The 17,069-nt window shown below is 33.0% G+C and carries 14 protein-coding genes and 1 pseudogene; 6 read left to right on the top strand and 9 right to left on the bottom strand.

Annotated elements, in window-relative coordinates:
- Positions 1-43: 43 nt before the first annotated feature.
- Positions 44-553 (bottom strand): hypothetical protein, encoded by a 510-nt coding sequence (locus QPL79_RS06820; RefSeq protein ID WP_285274059.1) that lies wholly within the window; start codon positions 551-553, stop codon positions 44-46.
- A gap of 294 nt (positions 554-847) precedes the next feature.
- Here QPL79_RS06820 and QPL79_RS06815 point away from each other — a divergent pair, with 294 nt between their 5' ends.
- Positions 848-1,432, top strand: a complete 585-nt coding sequence (locus QPL79_RS06815) for a CDP-alcohol phosphatidyltransferase family protein (RefSeq protein WP_285274058.1) — start codon at positions 848-850, stop codon at positions 1,430-1,432.
- Positions 1,433-1,434: 2 nt separating this feature from the next.
- On the opposite strand, the gene QPL79_RS06810 is transcribed toward QPL79_RS06815, so the two are convergent.
- From QPL79_RS06810 to QPL79_RS06795, 4 genes and pseudogenes are all read right to left on the bottom strand, one after another.
- Positions 1,435-1,719 carry a 30S ribosomal protein S26e gene (locus tag QPL79_RS06810; RefSeq protein WP_285274057.1) on the bottom strand — a complete coding sequence of 95 codons (285 nt, stop codon included), beginning with the start codon at positions 1,717-1,719 and terminating at the stop codon, positions 1,435-1,437.
- A 72-nt stretch (positions 1,720-1,791) separates the two neighbouring features.
- Positions 1,792-3,307, bottom strand: a pseudogene (proS, locus tag QPL79_RS06805) (proline--tRNA ligase).
- Positions 3,308-3,324: 17 nt separating this feature from the next.
- Complete coding sequence (locus QPL79_RS06800) at positions 3,325-4,128, bottom strand: tRNA (adenine-N1)-methyltransferase (RefSeq protein WP_285274055.1); 804 nt, start codon at positions 4,126-4,128, stop codon at positions 3,325-3,327.
- A gap of 102 nt (positions 4,129-4,230) precedes the next feature.
- Positions 4,231-4,443 carry a ribbon-helix-helix domain-containing protein gene (locus QPL79_RS06795; protein WP_285274054.1) on the bottom strand — a complete coding sequence of 71 codons (213 nt, stop codon included), beginning with the start codon at positions 4,441-4,443 and terminating at the stop codon, positions 4,231-4,233.
- A 100-nt stretch (positions 4,444-4,543) separates the two neighbouring features.
- Here QPL79_RS06795 and QPL79_RS06790 point away from each other — a divergent pair, with 100 nt between their 5' ends.
- Positions 4,544-4,858 (top strand): hypothetical protein, encoded by a 315-nt coding sequence (locus QPL79_RS06790; RefSeq protein WP_285274053.1) that lies wholly within the window; start codon positions 4,544-4,546, stop codon positions 4,856-4,858.
- 71 nt (positions 4,859-4,929) lie between these two features.
- Here the strand turns inward: QPL79_RS06790 and QPL79_RS06785 are convergent, their stop codons facing one another.
- Both QPL79_RS06785 and rgy read right to left on the bottom strand, forming a co-directional pair.
- Positions 4,930-5,745 (bottom strand): carbon-nitrogen hydrolase family protein, encoded by an 816-nt coding sequence (locus QPL79_RS06785; protein WP_285274052.1) that lies wholly within the window; start codon positions 5,743-5,745, stop codon positions 4,930-4,932.
- On the bottom strand, positions 5,736-9,722 hold the full coding sequence (gene rgy, locus QPL79_RS06780; RefSeq protein WP_285274051.1) for a reverse gyrase: 3,987 nt from the start codon (positions 9,720-9,722) through the stop codon (positions 5,736-5,738). The genes QPL79_RS06785 and rgy overlap by 10 nt, the downstream gene beginning before the upstream one ends.
- A 761-nt stretch (positions 9,723-10,483) precedes the next feature.
- On the opposite strand from rgy, the gene QPL79_RS06775 reads away from it, so the two are divergent.
- Complete coding sequence (locus QPL79_RS06775; protein ID WP_285274050.1) at positions 10,484-10,786, top strand: winged helix DNA-binding protein; 303 nt, start codon at positions 10,484-10,486, stop codon at positions 10,784-10,786.
- A gap of 518 nt (positions 10,787-11,304) precedes the next feature.
- Here QPL79_RS06775 and QPL79_RS06770 read toward each other — a convergent pair.
- Complete coding sequence (locus tag QPL79_RS06770; RefSeq protein ID WP_285274049.1) at positions 11,305-13,137, bottom strand: aldehyde ferredoxin oxidoreductase family protein; 1,833 nt, start codon at positions 13,135-13,137, stop codon at positions 11,305-11,307.
- 144 nt (positions 13,138-13,281) lie between these two features.
- On the opposite strand from QPL79_RS06770, the gene QPL79_RS06765 reads away from it, so the two are divergent.
- Together QPL79_RS06765 and QPL79_RS06760 are read left to right on the top strand one after the other, a co-directional pair.
- Complete coding sequence (locus QPL79_RS06765) at positions 13,282-13,602, top strand: hypothetical protein (RefSeq protein ID WP_285274048.1); 321 nt, start codon at positions 13,282-13,284, stop codon at positions 13,600-13,602.
- 25 nt (positions 13,603-13,627) lie between these two features.
- Complete coding sequence (locus QPL79_RS06760) at positions 13,628-15,175, top strand: xylulokinase (protein ID WP_285274047.1); 1,548 nt, start codon at positions 13,628-13,630, stop codon at positions 15,173-15,175.
- On the opposite strand, the gene QPL79_RS06755 is transcribed toward QPL79_RS06760, so the two are convergent.
- The gene (locus QPL79_RS06755) at positions 15,176-15,766 is read right to left on the bottom strand and encodes a glucose-6-phosphate isomerase family protein (RefSeq protein WP_285274046.1); all 591 of its coding nucleotides are present in this window, start codon (positions 15,764-15,766) and stop codon (positions 15,176-15,178) included. It lies immediately after the preceding gene.
- A gap of 125 nt (positions 15,767-15,891) precedes the next feature.
- On the opposite strand from QPL79_RS06755, the gene QPL79_RS06750 reads away from it, so the two are divergent.
- Complete coding sequence (locus QPL79_RS06750; protein WP_285274045.1) at positions 15,892-17,022, top strand: sugar ABC transporter substrate-binding protein; 1,131 nt, start codon at positions 15,892-15,894, stop codon at positions 17,020-17,022.
- Positions 17,023-17,069: the final 47 nt, after the last annotated feature.

The following is a 17,069-nucleotide window of genomic DNA, read 5'->3' as shown; positions in this document are numbered from 1 at the left end:
TGAACGCCCAAGAACTATCTAATGGAAATCAAGTTTTAAGGTTTTAATAATTTTGAAAAGCTTTTAATGCTATATTTATTGCAGCTATGGAGTCTTCATCTAAACTCTCATCTATAATTAATGATGATTTTGAGGTTTTATGTTCATGCACTAACTCAATTACTACATTGCCTGAAAATTTTTTCAGCAAATCATCAATAAATTTACTTAGCTTAGCATGTATCAACTCACTTGGTATTCCAATTCTAATAACTTTTTTACTGGCTGGTATAGCATCAAAAAACATTTTCAATGTTTTGATAACGCTCTCCTCACCTCTATAGCTATTAACAAAAATAAGATTGGAATCTGCAAAAATAGCTAAACCTATATTTGAGCCATAGTCTAGTCCAGCTATCAATGTAGTCACATCTACTTTATCTATTCTAGATAGAACCAAAGTCATTATAGCGCTTTTCTCAACAGCATTTTTATTGGTATTTACAACAATACAATTGAACATGCATTTTATCGATTCTAAATATTTTAAACCATCTTCATCAACTACAAGCACACAATTTTGAAGACCACTTTCTTCACAAACATTGTAAACACCTCGATACAGAACTCCAAAAGTCTTTAATAGCTCTAAAAATTTGTAAAGTGTTTTTGCATCATATATTGATATATATACATTTCTTTTTTGTTTTACAACGCCTATTCCCTACTCACCAATAATCAGACTTTATTTAGCCCTTACATCATTTCTCAGTTCCCGGATTCTTCTTCATCTATATAGTGGTTTTAAACCTTTAGCTAATATACCTTATACATAAACAGCATAAATAAATTTTGAAAGTGGGCAATAATGCTAGGCAAATTTAGAAACAGTGTTTCAAACACTATTAATTCTTTTGCCAAAAAAATCAATGTAAATCCAAATGTTGTTACTCTTTTTGGATTGATTACATCATTTGCATCAATATTGATTGTATTAATCAGGTTTAACCTAATTATAGTACCACTTCTGGTTATAGTCTCTGGCATAGCAGATGTATTAGATGGTGCTATTGCCAGAACCAGGAAGAGGGTTACAGCCTGGGGCTCTGTACTTGATTCATTTTGTGATAGAGTTGTTGAAGCAAATTTTCTAATATCACTAATGTTAATTGGAATCAATTCCCTGCTTGTCTCCCTGGCCTTAGTTACATCTTTTCTCATGAGCTATTTAAGAGCTTTGGGAGAAGGAAAGGGAGTTAAGTTAGAAGGTGTTGGAATTCTCGAACATGGAGAAAGAATGATAATATTGTTTCTTTCATCACTAGTAATAGCTATTGATTTAAAGCATGGTGTTTATATAGCAACTTTGCTAATGGATGCATTAATAATTCTTGGCGTTATATCAATTGTTCAAAGGCTTCATGCAATATATAAAAAATTGCATGGAGCATAAAATTATAGCTTTGTTATTTTCTTTCTTTCCTCCTCTGCTCTCACTTTTATAATTCCATAGAATATTGCACAGTTAATGCAGTAACACTTCGTTACTGGATATCTCATTATTATTGCTCCTTTTCTCTCTAATTCACTTGCTAACTGTGGATCTACAGGTGAGTACATTCTTGTTACACAAACAGCTTTATCTTCAGGTATTAAAGCTCCACAGTTATCACAATGTACTCTGCTAACAGATCCTTTGTCTCCTTTTCTTCTTCCTCTATTCTCTCTTTTCTTAGGCATAAAACACCACTATGCAATTTACATATTTTGTAAGCAAAGCTTAAAAATGATAATCAAGTTATTTACCTACAACTAATACTTTTTAGCTATACTCATAAATGTCTTTGCCTTTCTATTGCAAAATGCACAAGAACTATATTCACTAATCTTCTCGCTAATTCCAAGTTTATTTAAAGAATCAATAAGAATTTCACCTAAAGCACTAATACCCTCTACACCCTCAAGTTTATTGCGAACACATTTTTCATCTCCACACCATGGAAGTATTGCTATACCACCTTCTTCATTAATGAAATTAATGGCTTCATTAAAGTTATTGAAAAGTTTTACACTAGATAAAAACTCTTTCCATGCTCTGCTCTTCACATTTTGAAGAATTTCATTCAGCAATTCAGTAACCTTCTCTACAAGTTGGTTTAGAAACACTACCTCTTTTCTCATAACATCACGCCTAAATATTGTGACAGTACCATTTGAAACTTCTCTAAACCCTATTTCAATTCTTATAGGAACCCCTTTCAACTCCCACTTAAAGAATTTGTCCACAGGTCTTAAATCGTCTCTATAATCCTCAAATACTCTTAAACCATGTTCTCTAAGTACCTTTGCTACTTTACTACAATACTCTATAACTTTCTCTTTCACATCTTGATGATATATTGGTACTATAACCACTTGATATGGCGCAATATTTGGTGGCAATACAAGTCCTTTATCATCGCTATGAAAAGCTATTATAGATGCTATAACTCTCTCAGAAATTCCATAACTTGTTTGCCAGGCATAGTCTATTGACTCATCTCTTTTTTGAATCTTAACATCAAAAACACTTGTAAATGTTTGACCAAGGTTATGCACAGTTCCTATTTGCACAGCTTTTTTATCAGGAAATAGCGTATCAAAAGCAATTGTGTACAATGCTCCAGCAAACTTGTCCCATTGAGGCCTTCTGGATATTATATATGGAATTCCTAAAGAGTCAAAAAATTGCTTATATATCTCAACAGCTTCAATAATTTGCCTTTCACTATCCTCAAAATCCTCATGAACTGTATGCGCCTCTTTAAATGTTGTTATTTCTCTTACTCTAGTCATTGGCTTTGTCATTTTGGTTTCATATCTAAAGACACTTACGACTTGGTAATACTTTTTTGGAAGCTGCCTATAGCTCTTAATCCATAAACTTTCCATGTAACTTATTGCTGTTTCACTTGTTGGTCTTAAAGCCAGTTTAACATCAACATCCTCTAAACCTGCTCTAGTAACCCAGAAAACTTCTCCCTCAAAGCCTCTTACATGCTCGCTCTCCTTTTTAAACAAAAAATCTGGTATTAGCAATGGTAGCAATATTTCCTCATGTCCTTTCTCATCAAGTAAATTGCGAATTATTTCAATAACTCTTCTTCTAATTTGAAATCCATATGGAAGCCAGACCCCCATACCCTTTACCGGATATCTGCCATAGTCATATATTTCAGCTTCTGAAATTATCCAGTCAAACCATTCACTAAAGTTTTTGCCACTTTTCTGCAGATATTGCTTGGAGATTGACATAGCCATTTCCACTCTCAGCACACAACCTTGTCATTATATGGAATCCAGACTTCATAAGCTTTTAATAATTTTTCTCGCAAACATTATAAACCCGGTGTGACCAACTATATGAGTTGATGGCCTAATAGATGTTTTTGATAATTCATATTCTCTCAGTATTAACTCAAATGCTCTAATATCTGTAAAACCCTTGAAATCTTCCAAAGCTTCATAGAGCTTCAGTAACTGTTGAACAGATGGTATAAAGAAGGCAACAGGTGCAGATGGTTTTAATGAGTTGTAGATTGTATTTAGAGCTTCCCAGGGATCGGGTATATCCACTACAGCTGCATCTAAATTCTTTTCATCAACACCTTTTCTTACATCACCATATTTCAACGTAACAAAATTTTCCAGACCCAGCTTAGCAATATTGTTTCTGGCTATCTTCAAAAAATCCTCTCTATTATCATAGCCATAAACATGGCCTGTAGGCTTAACGAAATGCGCTAAAACTATTGTAGTATTGCCAGAACCCACACCAGCCTCCAGAACCCTAGCACCAGATTCTATACCTAGCATAAATATGATGAAACCTAAGTCCTTGGGATATATAACTTGAGTAACTCTTTTTATTCCCTTCTCAATATAATCAACAAGCAGAGGTTTCAACGCCCAGGCCTTGATATTTAAAGATGTAACTATTTGTGATCCTTTTTCCTTTCCAACAATGTTATCAGCTATTATAACACCCTTATCCGAGGATATTCTCTTGTTTTGCTCTAATTTCGCAAGTATTCTTCTTTTTCTATCCAAATATATTAGTACATAATCACCATAATTAAAAATGTTGTCCTGGCTCAGAACTGGTGTCATATATCATCACATCTAAAATACCAACCTTCATCATCACCTCTATAGAATAATTGTTAAGAGAGTAAATAAAGCAAAATCACTATTGATTAACTAAAACAAAAATCAAATCTCTTCTATGACCTCAACAACCTTAGATCTGTTCCCTCTCCTCCTTGGCTTTTCTAAACTATATCCATTCCCCCACAACTCCTTCTTCAGCAATTCTCTAATCGCAGTTCTTATGACTTCACTTCTTGATGAATATCTACCCATTTTAACTAATTCATCTATTGCTTCAAGGTAAGACTCAGGCATTTTTACTGTTACAATACGCATTTGCTCTAGCACCATCTACCTATTTAAGTGATGATAATTTATAAGTGAGAATACTGCTTAAACAATAAGGGAATACTTTATATTAACTGGGGTTACATTAATGGGTACTAAAGGTGGAAAACCACTTTCAACATTAGAGAAAAGACAAAAGAGAATGGTCAAAAAGGAAGAGGTTAAGAAAGTAGTAAAAGAAGAGAAAAAAGCAGCCCCAGCAATAAGCGTTGTTGATGAGGGGTTAGCCTCAAAGGTTTTAGAGGAGGTGAACAATACTGGATATGCAACAACTTTCACAATTTCACAAAAACTTGGGATAAAGTATGGCTTAGCAAAAAAGATGTTGCTTCACCTAATTAAACAAGGTTCTGTAAAACTAGGTGTAAAGAGCAGACGCATCATCTTAGTTACTAAAAAATGAGAAATCATCAGGTTTAGCATTCATCATTTAATCAAAGCTAGTATAGAATGCAACATGATGCAAAGCCTAAGTTACTTTGTACGTAAGAGTTTTTTTAATTCATTTATAATTTTAAGCCTAGAATTCAAGGTTTTCCTCATTACAGATCTAGATTTCATATGAATATTTAGAATAAGCACTTTTTCCTCTACCTCCATTTTCTCCATTTCTTCTCCATACTCATCAAAAACTATTGTGGGAATTGTTGCTATAACATCTTGTTTATACTCAAATATTCCTCCAATCACTAAGGCCATAGTATTTGCTTCTAAAGCTCTGAGAGAAGCTATTTGCTGTTGTTTGCGAATATCCTGTTTTATACTGGGAAACGCTATTATTATATCAACATCCAAAATTGAAAAGATGAATGATAACTCTGGATAGAAAATATCATCAGCAATTAAAAAACCTATTTTAGCATTATTCATTGTGATGTATGGGATTTGTGCATAGCCATTAAATTTATCTGTAGGTGTAACCTGTCTAACTACTTCCTTTATGCTACCCCCCTTACTAACATAGATTGCTGATCTATATAGTTTAGAGCCACGACGCTCTACTAGAGGACCTACTATCAGATCCACATTGTATTTATTGCTTAATTTAATCATGTCCTCTGTTGTAGGACCTGGTATTGTTTCACTAACAATTTTAAATATTTTTTTAAAGTTAATTTCATAGATTGGAACTCCATTAATCATTTGAGGCAGTATCACAACATCAACATTTTTTTGATGTTGCATTAATCTTTCTAAAACATTTTTAATTTTACTCAAATTCTTTTTTCTAGATCCCAACTCTATAATTGTATGAACTATTGCTATGCTAATACTATTGTTTACATGCATACCTCCTTCACTTTACCTGGTTCATATATCATTGGAATAACCTTGGTACATATTTCATTAAATAACTCATTTATTATCACCCTATAATCAATTTTTCCATTCTCTATCTCCTCCATTTTGTCGTATAATAACTTTGTTCTAGTTGTTGAAACCATTTCCGCAATAACATCTGTAGCCTTTTTCATAGCTTCTTTCACATATTCAACTATTTCCTCTTTTTTCACTTCTTTAAATAGAAATGGATATTTTTGAACAAACTTTTCTATAAAAACATTGATATCATGTTTTCCCTCTGGGAAGTTATTTCCAGCTAACAAGCCATATACTATTACTCCCGTTAGCGAAGGCACTAAATATTGATTCTTGCCTATGACATAAACATATCTTCTTTTTTGTATTGTATCAATTATTTTAGCATATGTGCTAGGTCTACCTATACCAACATTTTTCATCCATTTTATAACATCTCCTTGTGTTGGCAATTTCACATCACTCATCTCAACCAATCTTACTTTTGATGGTTTCATTACTAAATCAGTTTTTGGAAGGGATAAAACAGGTGCAATGGAATAATAAAGGGTGAATCCTGGGTCTACAATATTAGTTATGACCTCTATTGTTGTTTCCAGAACCTTTTTCCCCTTACACATTATTTCAACAAGAAATACTGTTCTCTCCACTGTAGCTTGCTTCATCTGACTTGCAATAAATCTTCTAAAGATTAAGTCGTAGAGTTTATAATGAGCTTGGGTTAATGTTATAGGTGTTTCTATCACACCCTCAGCTATGAGTTCACGCAATCTGTTAGCATCTATGGGTCTTGTAGGCCTAATTGCCTCATGAGCGCCACCCTCGCCCCAGCTTCTTGGAACAAAAACATTATTAACTTCATCACCAATTTGTGATGCTAGATATTCTCTGGCGATAGCCATGCCTGCTGTGGAAACTCTGGTACTATCAGTTCTATGATATGTTATAAAACCTAATTCGAAAAGATTTTGAGCAATTTGCATTGCTTCTACAGAATTTATGCGTAATACCCTCTGGGCTTCTGCAAGCATTTCATCTGTTGTAAATGGTGGTAAAGGATATATAACATCTTTGTATGAGTTTATATAATGGAGAATAATTTCAATGTCAGAAGATCTTATGGGCTGTTCTACACCTGCAGAAGCAAATACTTCTAGCGGTACCTCAAATTGTAAGTTAGAAACTTTTATTAACTTGCTACGTCTAAGTGTGTTTAATCTATTTATCAATGTTTCTATTACTTTTCCAAGAACAGGTGTTTGGACTCTTCCAGCACTATATCTTCTATCCAGCTTCTCCTTCTTATTTATTGTGCCATAAAGCTTTGTTACATACTCTGATAATGAGAATCCTAACCACCGATCCTCTACTCGCCTAGTTATTTGCGCTTCAACAAGCTGCAAGTTTATTTCTCTTAGATTTTCAAGTGCTTGTAGAATAGCTTTTCTAGTCACCTCATGAAACTCAGCTCTTTTAATGCTCTTTGCATAAGGTGCTAATGCCACAGCTATATCATAAGCTATTTTCTCGCCTTCAGAATCAGGGTCCGTAGCAATAATAACTTCATCTACTTCTAAAGCAATTTTTTGAAGAGATTCTACCACATCCTTAGATGACTTATATTCAGAAGAGCCGCAAACAGGACATCTATCTCCTTTCACAAACTGGTTTCCGCAAACCATACACCTTTTTATGTAGTCATATCTCGGAACAAATATTTTAACATTGTCATAAATCCTTTTTTCAACACCATAAATAGACTCTGGCGATAACTCCTCTTCAACAAGTTCAAATATATGTCCACCAGATGCTGTTATAAGTAAATGCATTTTGCCAACATTTACTTCATATACTCTAAGTGTTCCATAATCTCTAGCTGCAGGCTTTCCAAAGAAGGATGCTATTGTTCTTGCTTTGTTTGGAGATTCAACAATAAATAAGGCTGTTTTGATCAGCTCTTCCCTTCTCCCCAGTAGATGAGTAGGTATATTGCCACTTTTTATCATTTTAACAATATCTCTATCTTCATTAATTTTTTGCAATTCCTTCTCTAAATCAACTTCATCAACTCTATAAAGTTTAAAATCCTCAATATAAAGTCTAAGCCTTTTTTCTAAACCATTAACTAATCTAGCATCATCACTTATAATTATTGATAAACCTCTTGTTATCCCCCCTATGTAAAGTCTTGATGTTCTTCCACTTGCCTGAATATATGTTGGAGCATCAGGTAACAACATGTAAAGCTGACCATTTTCCTCTTGTATAGTAATGGTAGAACTCTTCTTCAGTTTCTCGATAATCTCATTTTGTTTTAGCAAGGAAGACACATAGTCATATATCTTTAGCAATGTTTTTACAATCTCATTTTTCTCATCATACACTCCTTTTTCAATGGATTCAACAATATCTCTAAGCACATATGGCGAAGTTCTTCTTATTATTCTTCTCAATATCAGTATCTGATTTAAGATGTTATTTCTATTCTTTTCATCCACAACATCAATTAAAACAGATAGTGCTCTAAGTAATGTATTGGGGTTATACTCTATTTTTGTAATTGATATTTTGTGTCTTGGAACTCCAAAAAATATGGCATATCGAATAATCTCAGGTAGATCAATACCTCTAACAAGAAGACCATAGTATGTTGCTACACCTACAACAACATGCAACTTACCTTCAACAAACTCCTTCAGTGCTTTGCTTTTTTTGCTAACTACAATATCAGCTTCTATTCCTCTATTTCTTAATTCTTGAACAAGTTTCTGCGCCTCTTCAACACCTTTATCAAGTGGTACAAAAACCAATCCTCCATGACCAAGTTTCTTAATAATATTTGCCATTTCCTCAACTGCTTGTTCATAGCTGCTCACAGGTATGTAAACATCAACAATATTTCTATAGAGTTCTACACTAGATCCTATTGCAAATCCTAGAAGTTCTTTAAATAATTTAATTCTACGTCCTCTTGCTCTACCCGTGGCAGAACTTACAATTAGTATTCCAGCACCTTCTCTTTTCTTTGCTATGTGATCTTGATATTTTCTTATTAACTCATCTACTGGAGTATCTCCTTCTTTACACTCCTCAACTCTTTCTTTTTGCGATAAACATCTCAACTGCTTGATTTTCAAGCTTGATAATTTATATCCTATTTGCATATCCTCTTGAGAAAAACCTAAAAGCGTCAATATGTATTCTATCGCTTTGCTACCTTTCATAACAGCATCTACATCATCAACAAATATGAAGTGAAACACAAAACCTTTTTCAATAAGAGGTTTAAACACATCTGCAAAGTTTCTTTGTAAATAATTAGAGGTTGTTATTAAAATGTCAAACTTTCCATCCATTACAATATTCTCTAACTCCATTCTTCTCTTAGCCGAAATCTTTGAATGTATAGCCACAGTTTCAACGACTATGCCTAAATTGTTTGATAATTCCTGAATTCTCTTATAATAATGCTCAACAAGAATTGATGTGGGTACAACAACATAGACTTTTTTATTGAATTTATATGAAAGAAACAACGACATGACCAAACCAAATGTTGTTTTACCTACTCCTGTTGGAGCAATCATAGCAAAGCTAATGTTTTGAGCAACTCTATATGCCCAACTTATTTGAAGATTCCACGGATAATCACCAACAGCTTTTCTAAAAAACTCTATAAAATCATTTACAAACTCCTCTATTTTTACAAGATCCAACACTTTCTTGGAAGGAGAATTCAAATACTTAAGCAAATCCCTAATAGAACTTACATTAACAACATCTTTTACATTCATACATTTTTCACAAGCATTTCTATTCAAAGCCCTAACATCGTCTACAGGACCAGAACAGTTAATACATAAACTCATATATCTTGAGTGAGGAAACATAAACTTATTTAAGGAACTCACATTTTGAGCTACATTTCTGCTTTGTATGAAATTCATGAAATCGCCCACACAACCTTTCTTAGTTTCCAAATATCTAGTAGCATTTTTGTAAAAACAAGCATTATTAATCTATCTCTTAAACACATCAGCGAAGAGAAGTTTCATCACATTTCAGGAGACCGTCGTATCATCACTTAAAAATATATATTCCTATTCCAAAATAAAAACTTAAAATGATTTTAGAGTCAACATCATGATGACCCCAGCGAAACTGAGATTGTGATGACACCTGTCTCACCTGATCCATTTCTTTCTAGATACTCATTTCAATTATTCCATGGTTACATCTAAGGGTTTTTATCTTATCCATGACTCATGGAAACCATGCAAACATTTTCGTCAAACATAAAAATCTGTTATAGCACAAATAGAGACAAATAACTTGGGCTTTTACAACTAGAAGTCTTGCTTCTCCAGAATGGTCTCCCCATCTCTTTAACGACAAGTTACGTTAACATTAATGGCTTAAATAAGCATTGCCTTAGAGCTAAAATAAGGGTAGAGGCAGATAGAATACAATTGCCACAGCAGTTTATATAAATTAATAGATGCAGCGGTAAATGAATACTGAAAATTGATAAGCTGTTAAAATTGAGGAAAAGTCAAAACTTGGATGTGAACTGACAATACAATAAATCATTTTTATCAGAGATCGAGGGCTTCTTCACCATCTCATTTAAACCCCTTTCTCATCATCAATTAAACTTTCTCACAGCTTTTAGAATATTACTAGAAACATATGTTTTTTGTGTCTTCAAATGACACAAGAGGCTAAGTACATGTCTCTTAATAAAAACCTTCCACCACAGTTTATAGTTTTAGCAATACTAGCTAAACATAATGCTTTAACAATATCACAACTATATTCAATAATAAAAAATCTAAAATGCAATGAAATTTCATTTGAAAGAACAACAATTAAAGAGCTAATTGACGATGTTAATGTACTTCACGTTTTAGGTTTAATAAAAGAATTCAATGGAGTATATACGTTAACAGAAAAAGGTAAAGCAGTGATAGAGAAGGTTAATCAAAGTATTAAATGCTCATCATATGTATAACTTATATCATTCTTACAATAGAGCTCTGTTTCAGAGACTTCATAAATTTCAACATTCATTTATTTAACTATTTCCATTTCCATTAAGTAGTTACTAAGCTATTCATATAATTCACAATATATATTTATATTGCATGATGAAAACTATGCTAAAATTTTCCAATTTAGCATTATCTTTCTATACTGATGCACATTTTATTGCAAAAGAGATTAAGATATGTTTATCGATTTCAAATTAGTTCATAATTAAATATATAGTTAGTCATAATAATTTTCCATATTATTGACAATTGTTACAGAAATAAATGATGGTAGCATAACAACTATATAATTATTTAGATATTTTGTAATTTCATAGCATGGATAAAGAACACAATTTATGTTCCTATATGATTAGACTTTTATACATTATCTGAATATTCATTAGAAAATTAGTTCTTATTTTGAAATTGATTACTTTATAAAAATACAAGAACAATTCAAAAAATAACATTTGTCCTATCTCGATCTTTAGCTAAGTTATGGTATTTCAAGTTCGTACATTTTTTCTTGAGGCACAATTCCATTTGAATCCCAGCCACGAACGTTGTAATACTCATTAAGCATGAAATTAAACATGTCATATGTTAAAACTCTGCCCTTAGCCATACCATCTGGTAGGGGCTCCTTAAATATTCTTTGTGGAAGTATATCATCATTTCTTGTTATGCCTTCACGATTTAAAATAACTCTTTCCAAGTTGTATACTCTTTCCCCAATTAGCATTAATTTTTTAGAAAAATCTATTCCCGTAACGTAGTATAACAGTTCTTCACCTTTTTCAGGTGTAGCTGTAAATCCAAGTCCTCTTCTAACAATTGTACATAACCCAAGTGAATCTATGTAGGCCCTAGTATCTTGTAGTTCCTTAACCAAGTGGCCTTTACCTTGAATGGCAAATCTATCAATTCTAGGTTGAAGTAGTTCATCTCTAATAGTCCAACCACCAACATTGTGACATGCACCTCTATTGGAAGTAGCATATGCTAGAGCTATTCCAAAGAATGATCTTGGCTCATAGCCTGTCATTTCTAGTCCTTTAACATGCATAGCAAAATGATTTGAGCCTCCTCCTATTTTTTCTGATGCTCTCATAACACCTTCAGCTAATATTCCTCCCAATCCTTTCCTTTTCGCTATTAAATGGATTAATTCTATTAAAGCTTTTTCATTTCCAAATTTAAGATCTAAGTCATTAGCTAAACTCCTAGATAAAATGCCTTTTTCATACGCTTCCATGGCAAAGCCTATTACAACTCCTGTGCTTATAGCATCAAGACCATATGTGTCACATAAATATGTAGCAGTTATAATTGTACTAACATCATCTATGCCACAATTAGGGCCTAAAGCCCAAACAATTTCATAGTCTAACTCAGCTGAAGTTTTTGTGTGTACATCTGTTACATACTTAGTGCACATTACTGGACATCTAAAACAAGGTTTATCTTTTACTGGGTAATTTCTTCTTATAGTTTCAGCAAAAATCTTTTCTATATTATGTCCATCTCTATATGAAGTTCTTTGATAGTTGTAAAAAGGTATGGCTCCAAGTTTTGATAAAGGTTCTATATACTGTAGAGTACCATATAGTGTATGAAAAGCTGTAGTTTTTTTGATGTCCAATACTGACTCTGCTAATAGTTTTCGCATCTTCTCTTCATTAAAAACATGTACAGGCTTTGTACCCCTTATTGCAATAGCTTTAAGGTTTTTAGACCCCATTACTGCACCTATTCCTCCTCTACCAAAACTTCTATTATCAGCTTGAATATTAGATATTTTAACTAAATTTTCACCTGCAGGACCTATGGCAATTACCTTAGCATTAACATCAAAATCTCTTTTAATTATATCAATGGTTTTATCTATTGGCAATCCCCATAGATGTGAAGCATCTTTGAATTCTATATCATCATCCATTATAGTTATGTATACTGGTTTATCCGATTTACCTTCAATAATTATACCATCGTACCCAGCAAACTTCAATTCAGCTCCAGCAAATCCTCCAGCATTACTACAAAAATAGTGATTAGTTAATGGAGATTTTGTTGCTAGAGATAATTTACATCCACTAAAAATATTTACACCTGTCAAAGGACCTGTCATAAAAATCAATTTATTGTATGGGTCATATGGATCCATATTAGGCGAGATTTCATCATAGTAATATCTTGCAGCTAAACCTCTTCCACCCAAGTATTTAATTAAGTACTCTTTCGGTATTTCTTCCTTTCGATACTTTTTCTTTGATAAATCAATCCTAAGAATTTTGCCTCTGTAACCATAGTATCTTGATTCATAATTCATTATATCATCCTAATTCATTTTAGATTATATCTGACACTAAGATAAAATATTACTATCAATATAAATACAAGGTATAAAATAGATTTTATTACGCATTTAAAAGCTTAATACAAATTCTAATAGTTGATGTGAGAGGTTTATATTATGGAAAGTGAAAGAATTTTAGTCAAATTAAAATCACATTCATTTGCACAACCAGGTTCTAATACAACAATGAGAATAATAGAAGTATCTAGTAAAGTTTCTTTAACTAAGGAACTAATTAAAGTTATTGAAAATATTGCTAAAGTAACATTAGATCCCAACGAATTTTTTATCATATGTGAGGATGTAAATGGAAATGCTATTAAAGTTTTACATTATAATGATACAATACCAAGAGAATGTACATCAATATACATATATCCACAGCTTTCAGGAGGTTCAATAGAATTCTCTTCGATAAATAATGCAACAAATTTATGAATACAGATCTATTATTGGGATTAGCATGCATGTAAAAAATTCTGATGAATACATACTAGCTATTGATATTGGGACTCAGAATACCAAGATAGCATTGTTTGATTCTAATTTAAACATCATTTCAAAAGCCTTTAGAGAGAATATACTGATAACACCTAGGCCTGGTTGGGCTGAAGAAGATCCTGAGTTATGGTGGCAAGGCACTGTTGAAGGTATTAGAGAGATTCTTAGCAAATCCGGCATTAGCCCAGATAAGATCATAGGCATAGGTGTTAGTGGTCAAATGCATGCCACAGTACCTATTTCTAAAGATGGTGAACTCTTAAGTAGAGGGGTTCTACTTTGGTGTGATAAAAGAAGCTACCCTCAATGTGTTAAAGTTAAACAAAAAGTTGATGAACTAAAACTTATGGAGGTAACAGGAAACCTTGCTTCTCCTTCCTGGTGGGGATTTCACATAGCTTGGATTAAAGAGGAGGCCCCCAAGCTATATGAGAATACATTTAAGTTCTTAACTTCTTCAAGCTTCATAGTATATAAACTTACTGGATCCATATCAATTGATTGGACTGAGGCATCGGGATCCTATCTCATGGATATTAGAACTCTTGATTGGTCTAATGAAATGCTTAGTTTACTAAATATTGATCATGAAAAACTTCCACCTATATACAAATCCTATGATATAGTAGGAACAGTATCCGAAAATGCTGCAAGAATAACAGGTCTTAAACCAGGTATTCCTGTAATAGCTGGAGCAGGCGATTTCCTTTCAGCAGCATTAGGTGCAGGATGTACTTGTAAAGGTAGATGTTTTATAATGACAGGTACAGCATCAGATGTTGCAGCTTTTGTTGAATACCCTGTTATCTCACCAGCTCTACAAAATCTGCATCACTCTATTGATGGATGGATTACATTTGGTATAGTAGAAGGAGTTGGAGCTTTATATAGATGGTTTAAAGATAATATTGCCATACCAGAAAGCATGGAGGCAAAGAATAGAAATATTTCAGTATATCAGGTATTAGATGAGAAAATAGCTTCAATAAATTCTGGTTCAGAAGGTTTATTGGTATATCCATTTCCATTGGGGGAAAGACCCCCAGGTAATGTTAATTCAAGAGTAGTCTTATTTGGATTACATTTAAGTCATACAAGATACCACATTGCAAGAGCTATACTTGAAGGAATTGCATATGCTGAGCGAGAAATTTTAGATGAAATAGAGAAATATACTAATACCAAGATAGAAGAGGTGCGTTTAGCTAATGGTGGTGCCCAAAGCATTGTGTGGAGTAAAATAAGAGCAAATATTTTTGGGAAGCCAGTATTCTTACCAGCCGTTCCTGAAGGTGCACTTTTAGGTGATGCGATACTTGTTTGTATAGGATTGAAAATATTCAATATTAACGAAATAGTTAACATAGTTGATAATGTTGTAAAACCTAAAATTATATTAAAACCTGACAAGTACGAGCATGAAATATATAATAAATTCTATGCTATATTTAAAAAATTCAGAAACACATTTTGGAATTTATTTGACGAACTTGCTGCTATACAGCAATAGTTATGATTGTTTACATTTATTGTACTTGGGATTATCAATAATAGTAGGTTTCCCTTCAATATTTAGCACTACTTTCTTAAATCCACATTTCTTTATCAATTCATAATCATGACCTGCAATAGCTGGATATGCAAATAAAAATACTAGGTCTTCATCACATGTATTAACAACTCTATGAGCATACTTTCCAGGTATATAAATTAGAGAACCTCTTTCAAGCACCTCAGTAAAGAAATTGCCTTGCAAATCTTGTAACAACATTAATCCACATCCCTTAATACCTACATATATTTCACCAGCCATTTTATTTACATGATAATGTCCTCTCGTAAAGTTGTATTCCTGTCCTATAACTCCAGGAAATATCCTGGTTACACCAAAAATCATTTCACCTTCAACAACAGGTCTTTCTATCTCATAAACTTCATAAATAACATAATCACCTTTTTCCATAATGAGCTTATCAACTTCATTTGAATCATACGCATAGTCTCTTAATTCACTTAATTTAATGTGATATTTTCTAGTATACCATTGGATTAATCCATTAACTAAATCAAATTTTATTGATATAAATTCATTCTTATTCATGTAATGACACCAAATCAATATAATATTTATGATTACACGAATTATAAATGCTATAAAAATAAAATCGTTTTTATTTAGTCTTTATAAGCATGTTTTCACAATTCTTTATCCCATGGGGTATTAAGATGTTAATTAAGAAAGGTATTGCTAAAACAACCTTATTAATTTTAGTAGTTGTTATAGTTGCTATCGCTGCTGTTGGAGGTTATCTTGCATATCAATATACTAGACCAACTAAACAAACATTTAAAATATTCTTCTATGATCCAGAGCCTGGAAACCCATGGTGGGACTTATTAGCTGCAGGTGTTGAAAAAGGCGTTCAAGACTTAAAGAGTAAAGAAGGTATTGAAATTGAATTTCAAAGATTTGATGCTACAACATTAGATGAGCAAATAAGACAACTTGATCAAGCCAAGGCTTTGAGGCCTCATGCAATTGTTATAGGTGCTAGAGGTGTTGGCGTTATTGAGAAGCTTAAAGAGCTTAGAAGAGAAGGGATAATAGTTATTGATGTTGATAGACAACTACCTGATCCAGATTGCAGAGATCTAGCACTTGGTACAGACAATAGAGCTGCTGCTGCTGAGATGCTAAGAAGATTTCTAGCATACCTAGAACAGAAAGGAGTTCCAAAGCCATATAAATTCGTTATAATCAAAGCTCTACCAGGTATCCCTGTAACAGATTACAGATACGAAGGTTATATGATGGTTTTAGACCCGCTAATTAAGAAAGGAGAGGTACAGATTCTAGATACTATTGAGGTTGACTCTGGAAAAATTGAGGAGTGCAGAAGAGGTGCTGAAGCAGCTGTTACAAAGTGGGGTAGACAGATGACGGCCATTATCACTGTGAATAATTTAATATCAATAGCCTCTGTTGAAGCACTCAAAGCTGCAGGTATTAATCCTAAAACCGAGGTTCTTGTACTAAGTTTTGATGCGCAGCCTGAAAGCTTCTTAGAAATGATAAGATCTGGTGATGTTGCATGGAGTATAACACAAACTCCTCACTTAGAGGGATACTGGGGTGTATGGGCAGCATATTACATATGGAAGGGGAAGATTACACCACCTAGAGGCGCAGTAATACACACGCCAACGTATATAGTCTTACCATGTAATGCTACATGGGTTAAAGATTTTGTTGATCATATAATTTTAGATCCAACACTAATAATAGACTTAGTAGGTCGAATGACTAAAGAAAATCCAAGAATATATGCACCAGCACTTAATCCAAAGAATTGTTAAATTATAGATTTTCAATTACATCTATTTTTTCTTTTTTAACTTTATAA

The organism is Ignisphaera cupida (genome assembly GCF_030186535.1).
In the GTDB taxonomy this organism is placed as follows: domain Archaea; phylum Thermoproteota; class Thermoprotei_A; order Sulfolobales; family Ignisphaeraceae; genus Ignisphaera; species Ignisphaera cupida.
Note: the sequence above shows the minus strand (reverse complement) of the source record. Positions and strands in the feature narration are given on the sequence as shown.

Coding starts and splice junctions, on each gene's coding strand:
- QPL79_RS06815 (WP_285274058.1), top strand. CDS start 848: ATGCTAGGCAAATTTAGAAACAGTGTTTCAAACACTATTAATTCTTTT.
- QPL79_RS06810 (WP_285274057.1), bottom strand. CDS start 1,719: ATGCCTAAGAAAAGAGAGAATAGAGGAAGAAGAAAAGGAGACAAAGGA.
- QPL79_RS06800 (WP_285274055.1), bottom strand. CDS start 4,128: ATGACACCAGTTCTGAGCCAGGACAACATTTTTAATTATGGTGATTAT.
- QPL79_RS06795 (WP_285274054.1), bottom strand. CDS start 4,443: ATGCGTATTGTAACAGTAAAAATGCCTGAGTCTTACCTTGAAGCAATA.
- QPL79_RS06790 (WP_285274053.1), top strand. CDS start 4,544: ATGGGTACTAAAGGTGGAAAACCACTTTCAACATTAGAGAAAAGACAA.
- QPL79_RS06785 (WP_285274052.1), bottom strand. CDS start 5,745: ATGCATGTAAACAATAGTATTAGCATAGCAATAGTTCATACAATTATA.
- rgy (WP_285274051.1), bottom strand. CDS start 9,722: ATGAATTTCATACAAAGCAGAAATGTAGCTCAAAATGTGAGTTCCTTA.
- QPL79_RS06775 (WP_285274050.1), top strand. CDS start 10,484: ATGACACAAGAGGCTAAGTACATGTCTCTTAATAAAAACCTTCCACCA.
- QPL79_RS06770 (WP_285274049.1), bottom strand. CDS start 13,137: ATGAATTATGAATCAAGATACTATGGTTACAGAGGCAAAATTCTTAGG.
- QPL79_RS06765 (WP_285274048.1), top strand. CDS start 13,282: ATGGAAAGTGAAAGAATTTTAGTCAAATTAAAATCACATTCATTTGCA.
- QPL79_RS06760 (WP_285274047.1), top strand. CDS start 13,628: ATGCATGTAAAAAATTCTGATGAATACATACTAGCTATTGATATTGGG.
- QPL79_RS06755 (WP_285274046.1), bottom strand. CDS start 15,766: ATGAATAAGAATGAATTTATATCAATAAAATTTGATTTAGTTAATGGA.
- QPL79_RS06750 (WP_285274045.1), top strand. CDS start 15,892: ATGTTAATTAAGAAAGGTATTGCTAAAACAACCTTATTAATTTTAGTA.